This is a genomic window from Enterococcus faecalis, from assembly GCF_029024925.1.
GTDB lineage: Bacteria > Bacillota > Bacilli > Lactobacillales > Enterococcaceae > Enterococcus > Enterococcus faecalis.
In genome coordinates this window covers 2,557,968-2,580,686 of the sequence record NZ_CP118962.1, presented here as the reverse complement: position 1 = coordinate 2,580,686, position 22,719 = coordinate 2,557,968, and the positions used below count along the sequence as shown (strand labels likewise).

The 22,719-nt window shown below is 38.9% G+C and carries 15 protein-coding genes; 9 read left to right on the top strand and 6 right to left on the bottom strand.

Annotation, left to right across the window (positions count from 1 at the left end):
* The first annotated feature begins 281 nt into the window (after window positions 1-281).
* Window positions 282-4,826 (top strand): polysaccharide lyase family 8 super-sandwich domain-containing protein, encoded by a 4,545-nt coding sequence (locus tag PYW42_RS12775; RefSeq protein WP_080004761.1) that lies wholly within the window; start codon window positions 282-284, stop codon window positions 4,824-4,826.
* 70 nt (window positions 4,827-4,896) lie between these two features.
* Here the strand turns inward: PYW42_RS12775 and PYW42_RS12770 are convergent, their stop codons facing one another.
* Entirely contained in the window at window positions 4,897-6,300 is a 1,404-nt protein-coding gene (locus PYW42_RS12770) for a dicarboxylate/amino acid:cation symporter (protein ID WP_002410918.1), read from the bottom strand.
* A 331-nt stretch (window positions 6,301-6,631) separates the two neighbouring features.
* Here PYW42_RS12770 and gst point away from each other — a divergent pair, with 331 nt between their 5' ends.
* The 8 genes from gst to PYW42_RS12730 all read left to right on the top strand — a co-directional run bounded on the left by gst (window position 6,632) and on the right by PYW42_RS12730 (window position 16,038).
* A complete protein-coding gene (gene gst, locus PYW42_RS12765) occupies window positions 6,632-7,141 on the top strand; it encodes a DinB family glutathione transferase (RefSeq protein ID WP_002389448.1) in 510 nt (169 codons plus the stop codon).
* 139 nt (window positions 7,142-7,280) lie between these two features.
* Window positions 7,281-7,745: an RNA polymerase sigma factor gene (locus PYW42_RS12760; protein WP_002355030.1), complete on the top strand. Its 465-nt coding sequence runs from the start codon at window positions 7,281-7,283 to the stop codon at window positions 7,743-7,745.
* A 2-nt stretch (window positions 7,746-7,747) separates the two neighbouring features.
* Entirely contained in the window at window positions 7,748-8,674 is a 927-nt protein-coding gene (locus PYW42_RS12755; RefSeq protein WP_002389466.1) for an anti-sigma factor, read from the top strand.
* Window positions 8,675-8,825: 151 nt separating this feature from the next.
* On the top strand, window positions 8,826-10,607 hold the full coding sequence (locus PYW42_RS12750) for a hypothetical protein (RefSeq protein ID WP_002389438.1): 1,782 nt from the start codon (window positions 8,826-8,828) through the stop codon (window positions 10,605-10,607).
* A gap of 111 nt (window positions 10,608-10,718) precedes the next feature.
* Complete coding sequence (gene truA / locus PYW42_RS12745) at window positions 10,719-11,459, top strand: tRNA pseudouridine(38-40) synthase TruA (RefSeq protein WP_002367386.1); 741 nt, start codon at window positions 10,719-10,721, stop codon at window positions 11,457-11,459.
* 102 nt (window positions 11,460-11,561) lie between these two features.
* The gene (locus PYW42_RS12740) at window positions 11,562-11,945 is read left to right on the top strand and encodes a potassium channel family protein (protein ID WP_002355036.1); all 384 of its coding nucleotides are present in this window, start codon (window positions 11,562-11,564) and stop codon (window positions 11,943-11,945) included.
* Window positions 11,946-12,073: 128 nt separating this feature from the next.
* Window positions 12,074-13,336 (top strand): serine/threonine transporter SstT, encoded by a 1,263-nt coding sequence (gene sstT / locus PYW42_RS12735; RefSeq protein WP_002389468.1) that lies wholly within the window; start codon window positions 12,074-12,076, stop codon window positions 13,334-13,336.
* A 149-nt stretch (window positions 13,337-13,485) separates the two neighbouring features.
* Window positions 13,486-16,038: a cation-transporting P-type ATPase gene (locus PYW42_RS12730; RefSeq protein ID WP_002389393.1), complete on the top strand. Its 2,553-nt coding sequence runs from the start codon at window positions 13,486-13,488 to the stop codon at window positions 16,036-16,038.
* A 5-nt stretch (window positions 16,039-16,043) separates the two neighbouring features.
* Here PYW42_RS12730 and mafR read toward each other — a convergent pair whose 3' ends face one another.
* The 5 genes from mafR to PYW42_RS12705 all read right to left on the bottom strand — a co-directional run bounded on the left by mafR (window position 16,044) and on the right by PYW42_RS12705 (window position 22,611).
* Window positions 16,044-17,492: a global transcriptional activator MafR gene (gene mafR, locus PYW42_RS12725; protein WP_002389485.1), complete on the bottom strand. Its 1,449-nt coding sequence runs from the start codon at window positions 17,490-17,492 to the stop codon at window positions 16,044-16,046.
* A 91-nt stretch (window positions 17,493-17,583) separates the two neighbouring features.
* Window positions 17,584-18,765, bottom strand: a complete 1,182-nt coding sequence (locus PYW42_RS12720) for a hypothetical protein (RefSeq protein WP_002359110.1) — start codon at window positions 18,763-18,765, stop codon at window positions 17,584-17,586.
* A 43-nt stretch (window positions 18,766-18,808) separates the two neighbouring features.
* Window positions 18,809-20,233 carry a YlbE family protein gene (locus PYW42_RS12715; RefSeq protein ID WP_002355045.1) on the bottom strand — a complete coding sequence of 475 codons (1,425 nt, stop codon included), beginning with the start codon at window positions 20,231-20,233 and terminating at the stop codon, window positions 18,809-18,811.
* Window positions 20,220-21,767 carry an acyl-CoA synthetase FdrA gene (fdrA, locus tag PYW42_RS12710; RefSeq protein ID WP_002389423.1) on the bottom strand — a complete coding sequence of 516 codons (1,548 nt, stop codon included), beginning with the start codon at window positions 21,765-21,767 and terminating at the stop codon, window positions 20,220-20,222. The genes PYW42_RS12715 and fdrA overlap by 14 nt, the downstream gene beginning before the upstream one ends.
* Window positions 21,745-22,611 (bottom strand): oxamate carbamoyltransferase subunit AllH family protein, encoded by an 867-nt coding sequence (locus PYW42_RS12705; RefSeq protein ID WP_002365307.1) that lies wholly within the window; start codon window positions 22,609-22,611, stop codon window positions 21,745-21,747. The genes fdrA and PYW42_RS12705 overlap by 23 nt, the downstream gene beginning before the upstream one ends.
* Between the last annotated feature and the right edge of the window lie 108 nt (window positions 22,612-22,719).

Here is a 22,719-nt window from a genome sequence, read left to right as displayed (position 1 = left end):
TTTTAACGTGAAAAGTTGAATAAGCTCTTTAATGAAGAAAACGCTATTGACAGTAACCAAAAATTACCTTAAAGTGAAAGCGTAAACATGTATAATATTTCATGTGACTAGGGAAAACTAGGCATGAAAAGTCTGTCTGAAGTAATTACTTTAGGTTGTCTTTTCATGCCTAATTTTTATATAGAATACTTAGTAGAGGAGGAAGTTGATTAAATTATCAGAAAAAAGTGTTTGGAAAAGTCGGATTGGTTGCTTAAAAATAGAAAGATATGGGGAAAAATATGATTAAAAAAATAATAGTCGTTGTTGCTTTCATGCTTACAGGCTTCTCGCTAACTGCGATGAGTGCATCTGCAGAAGAAATAACTGATTTATTTTTACAAAAAGAAGTGACATATTCTGGTGTAGAAGGAGGAAAAATTGGAGAGAATTGGAAATACCCTCAATTTGTTGGCGAAAAAGCTGTCGATGGCGATGAAACAACACGCTGGTCCGCTGATAAGCAAGATGAACAATGGTTAATTGTTGATTTGGGTGAAGTAAAAAACATTGGCGAACTCGTTTTACAGTTGCATGCAGAAAGTCCTGTGTATGAAATCTTAGTTTCAACAGATGGTGAAAGCTATCAATCTATCTTTAAAGAAGAGAATGGGCAAGGTGGCCAACCTACTAAAAAATATATTGATGGCAATAATGTACAAGCACGTTTTGTAAAATATCAGCAGATGAAAATGTGGCAACACACAAATAAGCAATTTTACAGTTCAAGTATTATTTCGTTTGAAGCATATGAAAAAAAACGACTGCCAGAAGCGATTAAACTTTTAACAGAGAACCTGACTATTAGTGAAAAAAGAAAGCAACAGCTAGCCTTTGAAGTGTCACCAGCTGGAGTAGATATTACAGAAGATCAGATTGAGTGGTCAAGTAGTGATCCTACTATTGTGACGGTTGACCAAACGGGTAATTTAACAGCAGTTAAGAGTGGTGAAGCGAAGGTAACAGTCAAAATTAAAGGAACAGAAATTAGTGATACAATTCCTGTGACTGTTGTAGCAGAAAATAAACAATATGCGGAAATGCGAGCAAAATGGAAAATGCGATTGTTAGGTACAACGCAGTATGATAACGATGCAGATGTGCAACAGTATCGTGCCCAGATTGCTACGGAGAGTTTAGCATTGTGGCAAACGCTTAATCAAGCAGCAGATCGTGGGTATCTGTGGGAACGAAAACCATCGGATACAGTGTCTGCTGATTACACGACTCAATTTACCAATATTAAAAAATTAGCGTTAGGCTACTATGAACCATCAAGTGAGCTTTTTGAAAAACCGGAAGTTTATGATGCGATTGTTAAAGGCATTGAATTTATGATTGATACAAAAAAATACAATGGAACGTATTACACAGGTAACTGGTGGGATTGGCAAATTGGTTCCGCGCAGCCGCTAACAGATACATTGATTTTATTACATGATGACCTATTGAATACAGATGCAGAAAAATTAAATAAATTTACTGCTCCGCTGATGCTGTATGCAAAAGATCCAAACATACAATGGCCAATTTATCGTGCAACAGGGGCTAACTTAACAGATATTTCAATCACCGTTTTAGGTACTGGACTTTTGTTAGAAGATAATCAACGCCTAGTACAAGTACAAGAAGCTGTTCCGTCCGTTTTAAAAAGTGTTTCCTCTGGTGATGGCTTATATCCTGATGGTTCCTTGATTCAACATGGTTATTTTCCGTACAACGGCAGTTACGGGAATGAGTTGCTAAAAGGGTTTGGACGAATTCAGACTATTTTACAAGGTTCCGACTGGGAGATGAATGACCCTAACATTAGTAATTTATTTAATGTTGTTGATAAAGGTTACTTACAATTAATGGTAAATGGAAAAATGCCATCGATGGTTTCTGGTAGAAGTATTTCCAGAGCGCCAGAAACGAATCCTTTTACTACAGAGTTTGAATCGGGTAAAGAAACAATAGCTAATTTAACCTTAATTGCAAAATTTGCACCAGAAAATTTAAGAAATGACATTTATACATCTATCCAAACATGGCTTCAACAAAGTGGGTCATACTATCATTTCTTTAAAAAACCAAGAGATTTTGAAGCGTTAATTGACTTGAAAAATGTAGTGAATAGTGCGTCACCTGCCCAAGCGACACCAATGCAATCTTTAAATGTATATGGTTCGATGGATCGAGTTCTACAGAAAAATAACGAATATGCGGTGGGTATTAGTATGTATTCACAACGTGTCGGAAACTATGAATTTGGGAATACGGAAAATAAAAAAGGCTGGCATACAGCAGACGGCATGCTTTATTTATACAATCAAGACTTTGCTCAGTTTGATGAAGGATACTGGGCAACGATCGATCCATATCGATTACCAGGAACGACAGTTGACACAAGAGAATTGGCAAATGGTGCTTATACAGGGAAACGCAGTCCCCAGTCATGGGTAGGTGGCTCAAATAATGGACAGGTTGCCTCTATAGGAATGTTTTTAGATAAAAGTAATGAAGGAATGAACTTAGTTGCTAAAAAATCTTGGTTCTTATTAGATGGTCAAATCATTAATTTGGGAAGTGGCATTACTGGTACGACAGATGCTTCGATTGAAACAATCCTCGATAATCGGATGATTCATCCACAGGAAGTGAAGCTTAACCAAGGTTCAGACAAAGATAATTCTTGGATTAGTTTAAGCGCAGCGAATCCATTGAATAACATTGGCTATGTTTTTCCTAATTCAATGAATACGCTTGATGTTCAAATAGAAGAACGCTCTGGTCGCTACGGAGATATTAACGAATACTTTGTTAATTATAAAACCTATACAAATACATTTGCTAAAATTAGTAAAAATTATGGCAAGACTGTTGAAAATGGTACTTACGAATATTTAACAGTGGTTGGGAAAACGAATGAAGAAATCGCAGCTCTTTCTAAAAACAAAGGCTATACTGTTCTAGAAAATACAGCAAACTTACAAGCCATTGAAGCAGGTAATTATGTCATGATGAATACATGGAATAATGACCAAGAAATTGCAGGACTGTATGCGTATGATCCAATGTCGGTTATTTCAGAAAAAATTGATAACGGTGCTTATCGCTTAACTCTTGCGAATCCTTTACAAAATAATGCATCCGTTTCTATTGAATTTGATAAGGGCATTCTTGAAGTAGTCGCAGCGGACCCAGAAATTTCTGTTGACCAAAATATTATCACTTTAAATAGTGCGGGGTTAAATGGCAGCTCGCGTTCAATCACTGTTAAAACAACTCCTGAAGTAACGAAAGAAGCGTTAGAAAAATTAATTCAGGAACAAAAAGAACACCAAGAAAAAGATTACACCGCAAGCAGCTGGAAAGCCTACAGCGAAGCACTGAAACAAGCGCAAACTGTGGCAGATCAAACAACAGCGACACAAGCAGAAGTAGACCAAGCAGAAACAGAGTTACGTTCGGCAGTGAAGCAATTGGTAAAAGTGCCAACTAAAGAAGTAGATAAAACCAACTTGTTGAAAATCATCAAAGAAAACGAGAAACACCAAGAAAAAGACTACACCGCAAGCAGCTGGAAAGTCTACAGCGAAGCATTGAAACAAGCACAAACTGTGGTAGATCAAGCAACAGCAACGCAAGCAGAAGTAGACCAAGCAGAAGCAAAACTACGCTCGGCAGTGAAGCAATTGGTAAAAGTGCCAACTAAAGAAGTAGATAAAACCAACTTGTTGAAAATCATCAAAGAAAACGAGAAACACCAAGAAAAAGACTACACCGCAAGCAGCTGGAAAGTCTACAGCGAAGCATTGAAACAAGCACAAACTGTGGCAGATCAAACAACAGCAACGCAAGCAGAAGTAGACCAAGCAGAAGCAAAACTACGCTCGGCAGTGAAGCAATTGGTAAAAGTACCAACCAAAGAAGTAGATAAAACCAACTTGTTGAAAATCATCAAAGAAAACGAGAAACACCAAGAAAAAGACTACACCGCAAGTAGCTGGAAAGCCTACAGCGAAGCACTGAAACAAGCGCAAACTGTGGCAGATCAAACAACAGCGACACAAGCAGAAGTAGACCAAGCAGAAACAGAGTTACGTTCGGCAGTGAAGCAATTGGTAAAAGTGCCAACTAAAGAAGTAGATAAAACCGACTTGTTGAAAATCATCAAAGAAAACGAGAAAAACCAAGAAAAAGACTACACCGCAAGTAGCTGGAAAGCCTACAGCGAAGCATTGAAACAAGCACAAACTGTGGTAGATCAAGCAACAGCAACGCAAGCAGAAGTAGACCAAGCAGAAGCAAAACTACGCTCGGCAGTGAAGCAATTGGTAAAAGTGCCAACTAAAGAAGTAGATAAAACCAACTTGTTGAAAATCATCAAAGAAAACGAGAAACACCAAGAAAAAGACTACACCGCAAGCAGCTGGAAAGTCTACAGCGAAGCATTGAAACAAGCACAAACTGTGGCAGATCAAACAACAGCAACGCAAGCAGAAGTAGACCAAGCAGAAACAGAGTTACGTTCGGCAGTGAAGCAATTAACATTGAAAAATAGTGGGGAAAATAAAAAGGAGCAAAAAAATGGGGGGAATAATGGACACTTAAATACTAGTACAGGAGTTGATCAAACTGGTACGAAACAAGTTAAGCCATCAAGCCAAGGTGGTTTCAGAAAAGCTAGCCAATTTTTACCGAGCACAGGAGAAAAGAAATCAATCGCGCTTGTGATTATTGGTCTTCTAGTTATCGCCAGTGGGTGTCTTTTAGTTTTTCGTAAAAGTAAATCGAAGAAGTAAAAAATTACGGATTCACTAAAAACATAATAAAAAAGCAGACTTCCATACAAGAAGTCTGCTTTTTCATTAATTACTCCGCTTCCGCATTTTGCAAGTCAGCGACATCAGTCAGATAAGTGGCTTCATCCAACAAATCTTCCGAATGTGCGACATAAATCGCAGTGGCGCTATCACCAACCACGTTTAGGCTAGTAACGAGCATTTCGATTGGACGATTAATGGCTAAAATCAATGAATACGTCGCAATCGCAATCTCATTGTTATAGTTTAAACCAGTTAAAATAGTGAAAAGGATAATTCCGCCAGCGCCAGGTGCCGCCGGTGTACCAATAGATGACATTAAAGCTAAAATGGCAATCAAGGCAATATTAGCTGGTGTCACTTCATAACCAGCTACGCCCGCCACAAAAATAGCCGCAATTACTTGCATAATCGCTGTGCCGTTCATATTAATAGTCATTCCTAACGGCAAGACAAAGGCGGCAACATCGCTGTCGACACCTAACTCTTCAACCGTTGTTTTTGTATTTAACGGTAAAGTGGCTGCCGAAGAAGAAGTAGAAAATCCAAAGACCACAACTTTCATAATCTTTTTAATAAAAGGAACAGGATTTAATTTTGTCGCAAATAAGATAAATAATGGGTAACCGATCATCAAAAAGGCTAAGAGCGTCGCTGTCGTTGTTACGACGTAGACTAACGCTGGTTTTAAATAATCAATCCCGTAAGAAGCAAACGTCCGAACTAACAACATAAAGACGGCAATAGGAGCAAATTTAGTAATTACAAAGGTTAAAAATAACGTGACCATCGCATTGACTTCTTCAATTAATTTTTTGAAAACACGAATTTTATCCCCTAATGCATTAATACATAAACCAGTAATCACTGCCAACACAACAACAGCTAAAATCGCACCATTGTCGCTAAATGCAGAACCGATATTTTTCGTGACAGCATTGACTATCACCATTAATGGGTTGCCGCTCGTACTTACTTCGACAGGAGCTAGCGTTTCAGATAACGACACATTAAAAGCGCCAGTTAAATATACGCTATAGCCCACAATTCCTGCCGTTAATAGAGCAATCAGTGACATCGATAAAAAGCCAAAAATTGTTTTATAGGAAATTCGTCCTAATTTTTGCGTATCGGTAATATGACAAATGGCTAAAGTAATTGAAGTAAAGACCATCGGCAAAATCACTAATTGTAGGCCGTTGATAAATAGTTGACCAATAATATAGAAAAGCCCAATCGCAGATTGTCCTTTTTCAGGGTCTGAAATATCTTGGAAAAGAATCTGATTGATTGTCTGCCACACAGCGCCTTGATTGCTGCGAACAAGGTGCTCTCTTAAAAATAAAAAGCCGAGCCCAACGATTAACCCTCCCACCAATGAAATCACCATTTTTTTGGTAAATGAGATACCTTTCACTTCACGTTTTTTCTTTTCCACTTTGTTGCCTCCCAAATAAATTGATTAAGCACCGCGCAAAAAAAGCCTTGCACACAAAAAAAGGGCAAGACATCTCGTATCATTCACTATACAAAAATACAGAATTTTACAGAACTTTGCCTTGTTAGCCTCTCGGACTATCTTAAAGGTACTTTTCCACATACTAAGGGAAACTACGAGAATTGTCAATTCTTTTTTACTTAGGGGGGTGTTATTTTGAAGAAAGAAAGTGATCTTTACCCTTTCCGCAGATACCGCAGCCAAAAAAGAACTACAACGTATTCTTTTGCAGTATAATAGAAAATAGAAACGAAAGAACAGGCACCAACACAAAGGAGGTATTTTTATGAAAGTCACTCAACTTTCTAGTGAAACCCTTGACCGAGCGCACGAACGTTTTGAAGAAACACTTGCGCAAATGACCGTTGCCGAAGCAAACACGATGCCCGCACCATTAATCAAGTCTGTTACTTGGCTGATGTGGCACACAGCCAGAGAATTAGACCTACAAATTTCCGCACTTAATCATAGTGATCCGTTATGGCTTAGTCAACACTGGACAGAAAAATTTGCCTTGGATTTGCCAGATGAAACAGAAGACTGGCATCACACACCAGAGGAAGCGGCGAAAGTCGTGGTGGCAGAAAAGCAATTGCTTAGTGACTATTTGGCTGCCAGTGTGGCACTTACCAAAAGCTATTTAGACCAAATCAAAGAAGAACAATTGTCAGACGTGATTGATAAAAATTGGACCCCGCCGGTGACTAGACAAGTGCGTTTAGTTTCAGTGATTGATGATGCAGTGATGCATTCTGGGCAAGCCGTTTATACACGAAGATTAGTCATTGGAAAATGATAAATAAGCAAAAACAAAAAATGCTTCTGCCTAAGCAGGAGTATTTTTTATTGAGAGAAAAAATACATAAAAATAATGAACGAAGGACTGTCCACTTTTTCCCTAGTTGAAACGTTGTATAAGTGAAAGGAGAAATCAGATGAAAAAGGAGGCAAATTTTGACGAAGTACTATTTTCTTTGGGGCAAGAAGTCATCCAAGTCTTGATTCGCCGAGGAGCAAGTCTTGAAGATGCACAAGATGCAGTGTCGCAAACGTATACAACGATTTTTTCAATATTACCTGAAATTACATCAGAAAATCTACGCCCGTGGTTTTTCCGAGTAACATTTAATTACTACATTACGATGTATCGAAAAAAGAAACGAGAACGCACTTTTGTGGCAAACAGCCATCCTGTGCAATCAATAGAAAAAATGGAAGGGCAAGAGTTATTATTATTGATCGATTCCTTAAAAGATGAGGAACAAGAACTAGTACTTTTGAAATATTATTATCAATTATCGTATGCCGAGATTGCGTTGATTTTAGAATTATCTGTTGAAAATGTTCGCAAAAAATTGTATCGCACACGTCAAAAATTAAAAAAAGAACTGGAGGAATAGAAGTGGATTTAAAAAAAAGTATTCGTAAAGCGAAAAGAAAACAATTTATCGTGATTGGTGCCATAACCGTTGTTAGTTTTGCTGTATTGTTTGTCGGTTTTTTTGTGGGAATGGATAAACTTTCGACGAAAAACTATCATACCCTACTAGAAGTAATTAATGATCAAGAAATGATTGCTTCACCAAACACTCAATTAGATTCCCAAGTAATTGCTAATAGTTCGCCTTTTGGGGGCGAAGTTGTGACCAATCGTTCAAAAAATATTGATGGTTACACGGTGGAGTGGAGTAATTTACGTAGCAGATATAGCTTTTTCAGAAATTCGATTGACTGGAATGAAGTCTATCCTGGTAGCTATTATTCTTCTAAGAATTTTTATGAATACAACCGACAAACCAAGCAGAAAGTAGCATCTTTTTATAACCCAGCGATTACCAATTACTATGGTGGTATCAAAAACGAATTAAGTGAATTAGATAAAATGGAAAACCAAGTAGCGGAAGTGGCGATTTCTTTTGATAAACCTTATCCATATGAAGAAGTCCGCAAAATGTTACCGAGCAATGTCAACTTAGTTTGGCTCTATGTTTACTCCGAAACGGTTAATGAAGCAGAAGGTCCTTCTGGTACGCTGCCTTATGGTTTTCAATTAAGCATGGACGATCACAACGAAATATTTGATCCTGAAAACGACAAGCAACACTTTTTTGAAACCTTAGAAAAATCCCCCATGTTTGCTGACAACCAAGAAGGCCAAAAGTTTATCCAACAAAATAAAAATAAAAAAGTCGAAAAATTACCTATTTGGGGAGTCATGCTTACCGGACAAACCAAAAATTTCAAAGCCTTACAAAATGAACCTTTTGTTCGTGGTGCTTCAATTGGCGTAACGGCACCTATCGTTCCCTATATTCAGCCAGAGAAATAAACGTTTTTCAGAACTCTAAGCCTTCCGACTGATTTTGCTTCAACGATATTGTCAGTAAAAATAGAAAACGTTATAATAGAATGGATCACAGGAAGTGCTTCTACAATGCGTGGGAGCACTTTTTTTACTTATCTATGAGGAGGGCAAGTGAATGTTTTTTAATTTTATTGGGTTAACGTTATTTTTTGGTATCGGGATCTTAGTTGCGAATGGCGCCAAAATTGTAGCGAATAAAGGGAAAAAGAGTAAGGGGACCATTCTATTAATGGCGATGGAATTGCTCTTGTTAGGTATCTTTTTATTTGTGACTTTGCCAAGTAAAAATCTTTCAACCGTGTTATGGATTAATCTGATTGGCGCAGTGATTGCTAGTGGGGTGTTATTAAGTACACGCTTAGCTAGTAAAGTCGAAGTTCTTGGTATCCAAAAGGGCCGCAAAGAAGTAGGAAAGAATACCAACAAAACGGCTAACAAAGACTGGTCTGGCAAAATTTTGGGTGTTGCCGTTTTGGCAATGATTTTGTTGACTATTGTCAGTAGTATTACCAAAATCTCTTCTATTGATGAAATTTATCAAACGATTCCTTTAAAAACGGAAGAAAAAGCTGAAGTTTTAACTTCGGCGAAAGAAACACCCATTGCGATTGCACCACAAACGGCGAAACGAAAAATGTTACAAAAATTTTCCGTCATTCCCAATTCCAATATGTTTACTTTGGATGGTATAACGGCACAAGTTGTCAATGGCGAGTATGTTTATGTAGCAACAGTCGAATTTAATGGCTTCTTTAAATGGCTAAAACTGGGGGAAGTACCTGGCTATTTCATCATTAGTGCGACAGATATCAACGCACAGCCAGAATTTGTAGAAAAACCAATTGTTTATACTCCTTCAGCTTACTTTGGCAAAGATGCCGCACGAAAAATTTATTCCGCTTATCCAGGTTATGCAGCAACTGGCACAATCAATTTAGAGCTGGACGACCAAGGGAATCCTTACTATATTCAAACGCTTTACAAAGAGTATGGGGTTTCTGGTCGCATGCACTATAATGAATTTAAAACGGCAGTATTGAATGCTACAACAGGAGAAGTTAACGTTTATGACAGTCAAAAAGCCCCAAGTTTCGTTGATGCGCCGATTACTAGTTCAGCGGCGAATAGCTTAAATGAATTCTTTGGTCGTTACAGTCAAGGCTGGTGGAACCAGACAATGTTTGGTGCCAAAAAAGATGTCAAAATTCCAACTGAAAATGGTATTTATGCATCAGGACAAATTACGCCGATGATGAACAAGGAAGGGAACCAGTTGCTTTATTTTACGGACTTTACAAGTAGTGAAAAAGACCAAGATTCCGCTTTAGGTTACTCCTTAATCAATGCCCGAACAGGTCAAGTTACGTATTATCGTGATACTAAAGTCGGCATTATGGATAGTGATGGCGCCATTTCTATCGCTTCAAAAATTTATCCAGAAAAGAAATGGAAAGCTAGTATGCCAGTCCTTTATAACATTGATGGCGTGCCAACGTGGATTGTTTCGTTAATGGACAGTAAAGGGATTTTCAAAAAATATGTCTATATAAACGCCGTAGATAATGATATTGTGATTGATGCAGACACGGCACAAGGCGCATTAGACGCTTATCGAATTGAGTTAGTAACCAAAGGAAGTAACAATGAAAATACAGACAAAGCCAACTTGAAAACGATGCAAGGTAAAGTAGCTCGTGTCTCAGTAGTAGCTGGGGAAGCGCAAACGGTAGTTTCATTTTTACTAGAAGATGAAAAAACCATTTTTAGCGTAACAACTAATAACAGTCCGCTGGCGCTATTCTTAAAAGAGGGCGACCAAGTGACATTTAAAGCCGTAGTGACTGAAAATGCTAAAGCAGCGAATGTTGAAGAATTGAAAATTGCAGGATTAAACTAAATAAAACACCTCTTTTCTATAGAAAAGAGGTGTTTTATTCTTGGAAAAGAAGAAAAATCCACTTATTTCTGCTATGATAAGAGAGAAAAAGAATACGAAGGAGCTTCGCCCATGCGCAACATAAAATTAACCATTGAATACGATGGTAAAAGATACTTAGGTTGGCAACGACTAGGTAATTCAGAGAAAACGATTCAAGGGAAAATTGAAAGTATTTTAACACAAATGACGGGTGAACCGATTGAAATTATTGGCTCAGGCAGAACGGATGCCGGCACACATGCACGTGGTCAAGTAGCGAATTTTAAAACGACTAGTTCACTAACAACAACTGAAATGTTATCCTTTTTAAATCGATATTTACCTGGCGATATTGTTGTTAAAGAAGTTACAGAAATGCCTGAACGTTTTCATGCACGGTATAACGCCACAGGCAAACAATACAGCTACTATGTTTGGAATAGCCCAATTCCTAATGCCTTTGAACGGTATCATAGTTTTCACTTTCCCAAAGCGTTGGATCAAGAAAAAATGGAACAAGCTTGCCAAAAATTAATAGGGACCCATGATTTTATTGGTTTTTCAGCATTGAAAAAAACAAAAAAATCGACTACTCGAACGATTGAAAAGATTACGATTGAAAGAAACGGCGAAATGTTACAGTTCACTTTTGTGGGCAATGGTTTCTTGCATAAAATGGTCCGCATCCTCGTTGGGACACTTTTAGAAATTGGTGCAGGCACCAAAGAATTAGCGATAATTGACGAATTATTCGCAACAAAAGTCCGAGAAGGCGCAGGTGAAACGGCTCCTGCACAAGGATTGTTTTTAGATGAAGTGTATTATAAATAACAAAAAAATAAATTTTCTTTAACCACACCAATTAAAAAGTTGAACTTCATCTAAAAAGTGCTAACGTTAAGAAGAGATTAACAATAGAAAGAGGTCATTTTTTTGCTATCTTTACTTATTTCTGTCAAAAAATTATTTTCATCTTTTTTAGGTATCTTAAAAAAAGAAGACACTCGTGCCTTGTTCTTTTTACTGGCAACCACGTTGTTGAGTGGGACCATTTTTTATTCAACAGTGGAAAAATTGTCGCCATTAGATTCGTTATATTTAAGTTTCATGACGTTAACCACGATTGGTTATGGAGATGTGCATCCAGTTACTGACTTGGGAAAAATTTTCACCATGGTTTATGCTACAGTAGGCTTGGGGATTATGGCTATGTTTATTTCGGTCGTAGCAAAATCCTACTTGTATTCTAAACAAAGTCATCACCACCATCACCATAAAAACAAAGAACATTCAGCGGAAAAGTCTTCAGAAAAATAGACGAAATTGATGAGTTGACCAAGTGTTTCTCGAAAAATGAAAGTTTTTTGAGAAACACTCTTTTTTTATCTTAATAATTATGGTAGTATGTCCCAAACTGTATTTTATTTTAAAGGAGCGTGAAGTGAATGGTCAAAGCGATTCGGAAATTATCGTTAATTCAAAAAATCATGATAGGGATTGTGATTGGAACCACCTTGGGTTTCTTGGTGCCAGAATGGACCTTCATCAGCGTTCTTGGTGAATTGTTTGTGGGCGCCTTAAAAGCAATTGCGCCGATTTTAGTTTTTGTCTTAATTATTGCGTCGCTAGCCCAACAAAAGGCTGGGGCGAAAACATATGTTGGATCAATTTTAGTTGTGTATCTGTTAGCGACATTTTTGGCAGCTGTTGTTGCCGTGACGGCAAGCTATCTGTTTCCCGTTAAGATTGTCTTGGAGGCGGCGCAGGAAGCGCAAGCAGCCCCAACGCAACTTAGTGATGTTTTAAGCAATGTGTTAACAAGCGTTGTCCAAAATCCGATTCAAGCGATGATTGAAGGCAATTATTTATCTGTTTTATTTTGGTCCTCATTAATCGGTATTGGGTTACGTCAAAGTTCGGTCGCTACCAAGGATGTGATTGCCAATCTTTCAACAGGGATTACCACGGTCGTTCAAATGATTATCGGCATTGCGCCAATTGGAATTCTAGGTTTGGTGTTTCATTCGGTGGCAACAACAGGCATTGCAGGGTTAGCCAAGTATGGTCAGTTACTATTATTGTTAATTGGTACGATGGCCGTGGTTGCTTTAGTCGTTTATCCAGCGATTGTTTTTTGGAATATTCGGCAAAATCCGTATCCGTTAGTCTTTTTTGTATTAAAGGAAAGTGCGATTCCCGCATTCTTTACACGCAGTTCTGCGGCCAATATTCCCATTAATATGGAATTAGCGAAAGCAATGGATTTAAATGAAGAATCTTATGCGGTCTCTATTCCGCTAGGCGCAACGATTAATATGGGCGGCGCAGCCATTACGATTACCATTATGACATTGGCGACAGTCCACACATTAGGCATGTCCGTGCCAATCTATTTAGCATTATTGTTGAGTATCATCGCCGCTGTTTCTGCTTGTGGGGCTTCAGGAATTGCTGGTGGTTCCTTGTTGTTAATTCCGCTTGCATGTAGTTTGTTTGGCATTTCCAATGATATTGCCATGCAAGTCGTCGGCGTTGGCTTTATCGTCGGCGTAGTCCAAGATTCCATTGAAACAGCGTTGAACTCTTCTAGTGACTTGTTGTTTACCACCTCAGTTGAGTTAGCAGACCGACGTAAAAATGGTGAAATTATTGATGTCAAAGCGTTAATTGGCAAAAGTCAATTGGTGGTCGAACAAGAAAATATTTAAAAGAAAGGAACAACCCGCTAAAATGCGGGTTGTTCCTTTCTTTAATAATCTCGGCCCCATTTTTTTCAGGGGCCACTGAAATTATCGACCATTTTGTGAAGAAAATCCTCTCTATAATAAAGGTATCAAGTAAATAGGAGGTACACGAAATGAAATGGTATCAACTTTCCTCAACAAAAGTAATCGAGCAGACTAAGACGAAGCAAACGGGTCTTTCTAGCGAAGAACGTCAGCAACGTTTACAAACGAATGGTCCAAATAAAATTGAAGAAAAACAACAACTGAAAACGTGGCAAAAGCTAGCCAAACATTTTACAGATTTACTAATGGTGGTCTTACTCGCTGCCGCAATTCTAAAATTTGCCACAGGCGAAGTGGTCGAAGGAAGTATCATTTTTCTAGTGGTACTTGTCAATGGCTTTGTCGGTTATTGGCAAGAGCGTAAAGCAGAAGAATCATTAGACGGCCTGAAACAGATGATGGGCCAAGAGGCAGTCGTTCTAATTGATGGACAAAAAACAACCGTTTCTTCTGAAACATTGGTTCTGGGAGATGTAGTCACGTTACAAGCTGGCGATGTAGTCCCAGCAGATTTGCGCTTATTTGATGTTCATAATCTGATGATTGAAGAATCAATTTTGACAGGCGAATCAGAAGCCGTGGAGAAAATTACCGGTTTCTTGAATGAGGAATTGCCAACAGGCGATCAAAAGAATTTGGCTTTTTCAGGAACACTTGTCCAAGCAGGTTCGGCCTTAGGTGTTGTAGTAGAAACAGGAGATTCCACTGAAGTTGGAAAAATTAATCACGCGTTGCAGTCAGTAGATCAAAAAACAACGCCGCTCGTGCGGAAAATGCACCAATTAAACAAGCAAATTTTCCAAGGGATTATGGTCTTGATCTTGTTCCTAATTTTCTTTACCACTTTTCGTCATGGCATGGAATGGAGCCTCTTATTTTCTGCGATGATTGCATTAATTGTAGCAATGATTCCAGAAGGCTTACCTGCTGTGTTAACGATGATTTTATCGATGGGTGTTCATGAGATGGCTAGAGAAAATGCGATTATTAAAGGCATGCCTTCCGTTGAAACATTAGGCTCAATGACAGTTATCTGTTCAGACAAAACAGGAACGCTAACTAAAAATGAAATGACGGTAATGGATGTAGTGACTGAAGAAATGACCATTGTCAAAGAGATTATGGCCAACTGTCAAGAATTGAAATTACAAGACCAACAAAAAATCGCCGACTTGCAGGGGAATCCTACCGAGTTAGCTTTACTACAATATGTCGATCAGGATCAACTGTCTTTACGCCCTGTAGAAAAGAAAATTCCGTTTAGTTCAAGTTATAAATACATGGCCACTCGCCATCCGCAAGCAGAAGGTTCAATTATTTATGTCAAAGGTGCGCCAGAAGTATTGTTACAACTTTCTACGTTATCTGATAATCAAAAAGGTGCTTGGCAAGCACAAGCTGCGCAATTAGCGCAAAAAGGACAACGGGTATTAGGTTTCGCTTATAAGACAGTTACGTCACAACAGGAACTGACACATGAAACATTGTCAGGATTGACGTTTGCTGGACTGGCAGGCATCATCGATCCGCCAAAAGAAAGTGCCATTCAAGCCGTCAAAGAATCTCAAGAAGCAGGTATTTCCGTCAAAATGATTACCGGAGACCATAAAGATACAGCGCAAGCCATTGGCGAGCAAGTTGGTTTAAAGCATACGAAAAAAGTCCTTGAAGGATTAGAAATTGATGCTATGTCAGATGAAGAATTAGCTCAGCACGTTCAAAAAGTTGATGTATTTGCACGAACGACGCCAGAACATAAATTACGAATTGTCACGGCTTTACAAAACAATGGTGAAATTGTCGGGATGACCGGCGATGGCGTGAACGATGCGCCAGCACTAAAGAAAGCCGATGTCGGAATTGCCATGGGAATTAAAGGAAGTGAAGTAACCAAACAAGCCGCAGATATGGTTTTGGCAGATGATAATTTCCATACGATTGCTAAAGCCGTGAAAGAAGGACGCCGCATTTTTGATAACTTGAAAAAGACGATTACCTTCTTCTTGCCAACCTCTTTAGCACAAGGTTTAATTGTTGTCTGGGCGCTTTTAATGAATCATCCTCTACCGTTGACACCTGTCCAGATATTATGGGTAAACATGGTAACTACGATTACTTTGTCTTATGCATTAGGTTTTGAAAAAGCGAGTGCTGATACCATGAAACGACCACCAAGAGATGTCAACGAAGGCATTTTAACAAAGTACAGTATTTTTAGAATCGTCTATGTGTCGGTACTCATTATGGTGCCAGGTTACCTCATGGCGTTACAATTTGAGGGCCAAGCCTTACAGCAAACGTTCCTCTTACAAAGTATCGTCTTAGCGCAAGCAGCGTATATGATCAACTGTCGTAAGTTGGTTGATCCGTCGTTAAGCACAGGCTTTTTCCAAAATAAAGTGTTGTTTGCTTCATTAGGAATCCTCTTTTTACTGCAAGCGCTAGTAGTTTACTGGCCAGTAGCGCAGCAATTAATTGGCACAACTTCTTTAAATGGCCTTCAATTAGCAATGATTTTCGTCCATGTTGTGAGTCTGTTTTTCCTTGTTGAAGGGGAAAAATATATAACCAAACGATTCATGACGAAAGAAAGCCAAAAAACTAGCGAATGTCCTCGCTAGTTCCTTTAAAAATAAGAATGAAGAGTGAGCTCTGCTAGTCGGCGGAGTTCATTTTTTGTTGGAATTAAAGAGAGATAAAAGACAGGAAGATCAAGATGATCCAAGGGGAAATTGGAAATAATTATGTCGGCTTCATTTAACGTCAACTGGCTTAGTTCCACATATTCAATAGCTTGTAATTTCACACGAGTACCTAAATAAGCAGCTAATTCTTGTTGTAAAAAAGCTTTCCAAGCAGGTTCCCCTTGAAAGAGGAAATAGGCAGTCATCGTTTGCGCCTGAATAGAATAACTGGCTTGTTTTTCTAACAAAGAAGCCAAACTAAGAAAATAAGTTGGTTCTTCAATCGTGGTGTAGCGAGATAAAATCTCCAAAAGTTCTTGGTTGCTCTTTGATAACGCAAGGTCCTCCGCGGCTTGTTCAGTCATTAATTCTTGATATTCCAATTGAAATTGCTCAGAAAGTGTTGGGGACTCGGTATATTTAATGAATAACAATAACAGATTATCCAATAAATTTGTTTGGATTAAATCAGGCCGGGCTTCTTCAGTGGACAAATTAGTGACAAACTGCTGTAACGACTTTCGCAGCTGACTGTAATGAGTGTGGAGCGCAGAAGCCAACGTTTCGCCATAGACATTATCGTAATTCCAGCTTTCTAAGAAACAAAAGAAGGCGAAAAAACTTTCCTCTCCTTGCAAATAGATGCCTTCAGAAGCATAAAGCTTTGCCAAGGACGGTTGATAAAGTTGAAACAAGACATCTTTTGAATCAAAAGAAAATTGACTCACTCGGCAATTGGTTTTGTTGCGAATCGTGTTAATAAAAAACCAACAAGCGCCAAAAATTTCTTCCGTTTCCACCGTCAACTCACTACTGTAAACTTGTTTCAAAAATTGAAAATAATGCTCCTCATGAATAGAATAATCGTCAAAAAAATAATTATTATGAGTAAAAGGCACCAACAAACGGTGATAAAAAATCCGAATATTGCTTTCTGCCCCGATTAGCTGAATGGTCGTCGTGGTTAGTTGAATCGTTAAATGAAAATCACGTAAGGCCAGATTCATTTTTTTGATATGTCGCTTCAAAGTTTCATAAGAAACACCACTAGTGCTCAAAAAAGAAGTTGTCACTAACTCTTTCGTAAATAGTAGTTCTTTTAATAGCTGAATACTAATGGATTGAGGTAAAAATAATGACCAAAGCTCATTGGTTTGCGCATTCCCCTGATTACGTAACCGAATACCACTGCTATCGGTTTCAATGGACCAGTCGGCGGGTAATTGACTGCGAATATACTGTAAATCCGAAAAAACGGTTCGCTCTGTCGTTTGGATTTGCGTGGCTAAACGCTTGGCTGTCAGCTGAGGAACATTTAACAACTGTTCCAACAAACGAATTTGCCGAAGCAAATCTTTTTCCGTTATCACACGTTTTAACATGGAGTACATGGCAAAACCTCCTTTTGCTTAAGAATACGGATAAAAAGGGGATTGGTCAATTAAAAAAAGAAGCGAATCGTCATTCGCTTCTTTTTATCCACTATACAAAAATATCAAATGTATGCAAAACGGCTGACAATAAAATGGTTACAACAGCCATTCCTGATACAAAGCCGACAGCACCAGGAACAAACGGAGGTAATCGTTTAGCAATATAGCTACCGACAGGGGCCGCACTAATTCCTGCTAAAACGGCGATGGTCAGGGAAAGCCAAAAGCCACCACCCATCATTAAAATCACACCAGGAACAATGCTGACCAGTGGCATAAACGTTGGATACCAACCTTCTTCAGCGAAATGTTTTCGATAAAGAAAAACACCAACAGCCGAAGCAATCATTTGTCCCATTAAAATGTCAGGAACCAAGCCAGAACCATTTGTAATATGATTAATATTGACAAACCAATCTGTTAAAACGCCTAGAATTACCAAACCTCCAACTAACTCATTTCCATAAAACCAAGCTTCGGAGAAGTCAGCAAAAGTGCGTCGTATTGACCATTGAAAGGTTTGCGTATTTTCAATTTTAGGTTGTTTTTGCCGCTTCTGAGCGATTGGTGCAACAGAAGGAACCATCCAAGGAAGTTGATGACAGATGGCTGAAACAATCCAGCCAACAAAAGCCATTGTGGTAACGTTGGAAACTGTCCCAGGTACATTTAAAAGGGGCATCAATTGCGCATTCAGCCAATTGGCAAACGGAAAGGTGAAAAGCGCACTCAACAGAGAAATCGTTCCTAATTTTTTCCAGCCAGGACCATAAACGAGCGTTAAAGCTGGCGGCGTGCCGACCACCACAATAAACGTTGGTAACCACAACACTTCTTTTGTAAAAAAGCGTGTAAAATCAAAAACATAAATAGTTAAAAAGAGGGAAAGTAGCTGAGAAGCAAGTACCCAAGGCCAAGCACCAGAACCACCAGCAATTGCAAATCCCTGCCATTTTGAATTTTTCCGATAAAGTTGCCAAGCAATCAGACCGCCGATTAGTAAGAAAAGCGTTGTAAAAAGTCCACCGTAAAATTCCCCTTCCGTGAAGTTCATAACAAAATAGATAAATTTGTAAAATCCCTGCTGATTCACTTTGGTAACTACGTCATTGTAAGGAAAAAAGTTAGACACATGTCGAAAGCCATTCATGATCCAATACAGGAACATTCCCAAAAAAATTTTTACAACAAGAGCTAAAACGGCTTCGTAATTGATCGATTTATTTTTCATATGATCGCTCCAAAAAAAATGACATTTTACTAAGTTTTTGAAATTAGTTTATTTTAGCTACTAAAGCTTTTAGTGCCTCGTTAAAGACATTTGCTGGCGGATTAGTCAATCCAGCGCCAATCATACCAATCCCCGGTTCTTTATGAGCAATAGCAGTATTAATGACAGGCAGCATCCCTGTTTCTAAGACTTTTAAGACATCGATGCCTGAAGGAATCCCCATAAAATCTAAAACAGGAATCGTGACATTGGGATTTTCTTTCGTAGTAATTTCCAGCATTTCTTTTGAATAATTCAATGCTTCTGCCACTGTTCCGCCAACTAATGGGACAATTGCTGGTGCAGCTGCCATAGCAAATCCGCCAACACCATACGTTTCTGTAATAGCACTATCGCCCATATCCAAACCAGCATCTTCTTGTGTGTAACCAGCAAACATCGGACCAATCACCCGTTGGGCAGGCCCCGTAAACCAGTGATTTCCACCAATCCCACTGACACGAATTCCAAATTCGACCCCATTGCGACACATGGTGGTGACAATTGTACTATTCTCCACATTATGCCCAGCATCTAACGCACATTTAGCGGCACCCATCCAAGTTGGACCAGAAAAATAGTCAGAACTGCCAAGAAATTCAAATACTTCTTTTAATTGTTCACGAGAAAAATCAGTTTGAACCATGTAAGGTGTTAATGCTTGGACTAACAACGTACTTCCAGCTACATTGCGATTATGACACTCATCGCCCATATGCAAGGCTTGCGAAAGCATTAAGCGTAAATCAATGCCTTCTGGACAAAAAGTCATGGCATCATGAAGTAATGGACCTAAAACATCGCGCATCCAAATCAGGCGATCCACGACGGATTGATCATTTGCACCAAATCGTAAAACTTTCGCCAATTGTTCACTTAAATTAGTAAAAGCCGTGTTGCCGTACGTTTCATTTTTGATAATATGAACGTACATGTTCGGAGAAGTCACGCCAGCCATGGAACCAACGGCATCATGTTCATGACAAGGAGAAAACGTAATTGCGCCAGAACGAGCAACCCGATCGGCATCAGCTAGATCTTTTGCTAATCCTTCAAAAACAAGCGCTCCTTGAACGGCACCTTTCATCGGTCCGCACATATTTTCATAAGTAATGGGTGGCCCAGCATGTAAAATGGTCGTTTCAGTCATATCGGGCATGACATTAATTGCTTTATCAAATCCTACTAAAATAGGTTTTGATTGAATAATGCGGGTAACCGCTTCTTCGTTGGCTTGTTGGATTTTTTCATAAAGTGTTGGATTTTTTAATTGATCCAATAATTTTAATAGCTCTGGGTCACCATTGGCTGGCGGTGCCCAATTTACTTGATGTGAAGGAATCCCTTGTTTTTTCATATCTTCATGAATAAAGTCAATGCCTACATTGATCGTATCTAAAGGCTGTTTAAAAAGATCATTTCTGCTCATGTTCGTTCGCTCCTTTTACAAAAGTTTTGGTGGCTTCGCAAAGTTGATGACTGCTGTCGACAACGAGAACCTCTAAATCTTCTAAAATTTTCCGCTGTTCATGAATATCTTGTGGATCTTCTTCGGTCCCTAAAACATAGCCAATAATGGCTAACTCACGACCATCTGCTTTGGCTTCCTTTAACGCCTCTTCTAACACACCAACGGGATTTTCGTGAGAACCATAACCTAATTCAAAATCTAACGCTAAAACTGCCACTTCAGGATCTTTGGCTTCTTGAAGAATGCGAGTAATCCGAGAAGTCGGATCGATCATTGGATGTGGGCGGCCTTCTGTGAAACGATCATCACCGAAATCAATCAATGTATGTGCTTGGCTGTGGTCAGGATTTGCTAATTGTCGTTCAGGAATTTTATGAATATTACTATAAACATCATCAGAGACTTCTGTTAAAGCATATAAAAGTTCATCACAAAGAGTGCCACCACAGAACAACCCACGAACAAATTTTTGAGAAGGGGTTTGTTGCTGTTGGATAGCTGTTAACGTTGCGCCTGTCGGATTTTGATAGAGGCTGGGTTCCGCTTCCTGTGTTTGACTAAATTGAATCACCTTTTGAACTGCATCCAGAGAAGAAGTAGCAAAAGTGACGTTGTCTATTTTTCGTTCCGTTTGTTCACTGCCGATAAAATAAATAACAACTGGTTTAGTTGAAACAGCTAATTTTTTTAAAATTTTCTCTGTTACTTCTGGAGCAGGCGGTTTAGAAATAAGCAAAATTGCCTTAGTTTGTTCGTCAGCCATTAAAGCATCCAGTCCGTCAAGCATCATCAGCCCACCAATTTCAGCAGACAAATCACGGCCGCCAGTACCAATTAATTGTGAAATCCCATAACCATATTTATGGATTTGGACACTAACTTCTTGGCTGCCTGTACCAGAAGCGCCGACAATTCCAATATCTCCTGAACGTACCTCGTTAGCAAAACATAACCCGACGCCATTAATAATCGCTGTTCCACAATCAGGGCCCATCACAAACAGTTCTTTTTCGTGTGCTTTTTGTTTTAACGCTAATTCCTCGTCAACCGTCACGTTATCACTAAAGAGCATGACGTGTTTTTGCTGATCTAAAGCTTTATGCGCTTCTCGTGCAGCAAATTTTCCATTGACAGAAATTACAACTAAGTTGGCATCAGGCTCTTCATAAAGGGCTGAATCTAACGTCTTATAGGTTACTTCAGAAGAAGCGGTTTTCTTTTTCTTTGTAAATAACTCGTCGACTTGCTGTAAAATTTCTTCTGAGTTCGCTTGGTCATCAAGATCTAAAACAATTAATAAATCACCCGTTGTAACATGATCCAAGGCGGGTGTATATAAACCAACATTCCGAATCACTTCAAGATTCATGTCGGTTCCCATCCCAATCATTGCAGTTTTAACTCCAGCCAGTTCATTGGCTCGTGTTGAAATGGTCATTAAAGTAACTGAATCAAAATAGGCGTTCTCTTTAATTACTGTTTGAATTGTCATGATTATTCTCCTCACAAAATAGTTTTAAACCAAAAATAATGCCGCAAAGTATGTCGCTTCCTGAAGTTGAGCCCACCTCCTCTAAAGCTGAAACCGCTTGAGCCATTTCGTTTGTATTTCCACTTTCAATTGATAAAAAAACACGCTGAACTAGTTGAGAAAACCGTTCGTTCACTGCTTCATGGATTTCCGCATAACTGACCGCATTCGTTCGTTCCTTGGCTAGCACAGCCAGCTGTTGGAAATTCGAGGGAAGTTGCTGTAATGCAGAAAAACTAGCAAGTAATCCTGTGATAAAATCATCGCCAGTGGGAGTTAAACCAATCCCCAATCCCAAAATCTTCGTTAAACAATCAAGAGCTATTTTAAAAGATTTTTGCTCCCAAGCCTGTTGAAAATGAATCATTTCTTTTTGAATCTGGGTCCGACTATAAGAATCAAAAAGAAAGGTTGACGACGAAGCAGGAAAAAGCGCTTGCCAAGGATTGAAACGAGTTTGCTGAATATACGTTAAAAAAATAGCTATTTTTGTTTTACTGGGTGTTAAATAAAGTGGCGTTGGTTGCCAAATTTGGGCATCGGCTAGGGTTAATTGTCGTCGGCCTAACCGGATAAACAGGGGCTCAATTTGGACAGGTAAATCAGCGAAATGGCTAAGTTTTTTTTCATCGAGTATAATCGTGTTAGGTGCTATATGTTCGGGATGCGTTGAAATGGTCAAGAGAATTTCTTGGGTGTCTACATGACCATAATTAATAGCGTGCGTAAAACATTGCAAACTAGTCAATGTTTGATGAGGGAGTTTCGATAAAATCGTTTGGTCATAAGCTAAAATTTTTGTCATTCCAACGACCTCCTTTTTAATAGCGCTTTCACGACTTCATAATAAAAGAATCCAGCACGCTAAACAATTGCTAAAAATGACATTGATTTACAAGTTTGAATGGACAAT

What these genes read in the sequence shown, in the direction of transcription:
- mafR (WP_002389485.1), bottom strand. Translation starts at nt 17,492, where the DNA reads ATGTACTCCATGTTAAAACGTGTGATAACGGAAAAAGATTTGCTTCGG.
- PYW42_RS12715 (WP_002355045.1), bottom strand. Translation starts at nt 20,233, where the DNA reads ATGAGCAGAAATGATCTTTTTAAACAGCCTTTAGATACGATCAATGTA.
- PYW42_RS12775 (WP_080004761.1), top strand. Translation starts at nt 282, where the DNA reads ATGATTAAAAAAATAATAGTCGTTGTTGCTTTCATGCTTACAGGCTTC.
- PYW42_RS12750 (WP_002389438.1), top strand. Translation starts at nt 8,826, where the DNA reads ATGTTTTTTAATTTTATTGGGTTAACGTTATTTTTTGGTATCGGGATC.
- fdrA (WP_002389423.1), bottom strand. Translation starts at nt 21,767, where the DNA reads ATGACAATTCAAACAGTAATTAAAGAGAACGCCTATTTTGATTCAGTT.
- gst (WP_002389448.1), top strand. Translation starts at nt 6,632, where the DNA reads ATGAAAGTCACTCAACTTTCTAGTGAAACCCTTGACCGAGCGCACGAA.
- PYW42_RS12720 (WP_002359110.1), bottom strand. Translation starts at nt 18,765, where the DNA reads ATGAAAAATAAATCGATCAATTACGAAGCCGTTTTAGCTCTTGTTGTA.
- PYW42_RS12760 (WP_002355030.1), top strand. Translation starts at nt 7,281, where the DNA reads ATGAAAAAGGAGGCAAATTTTGACGAAGTACTATTTTCTTTGGGGCAA.
- sstT (WP_002389468.1), top strand. Translation starts at nt 12,074, where the DNA reads ATGGTCAAAGCGATTCGGAAATTATCGTTAATTCAAAAAATCATGATA.
- PYW42_RS12705 (WP_002365307.1), bottom strand. Translation starts at nt 22,611, where the DNA reads ATGACAAAAATTTTAGCTTATGACCAAACGATTTTATCGAAACTCCCT.
- PYW42_RS12730 (WP_002389393.1), top strand. Translation starts at nt 13,486, where the DNA reads ATGAAATGGTATCAACTTTCCTCAACAAAAGTAATCGAGCAGACTAAG.
- truA (WP_002367386.1), top strand. Translation starts at nt 10,719, where the DNA reads ATGCGCAACATAAAATTAACCATTGAATACGATGGTAAAAGATACTTA.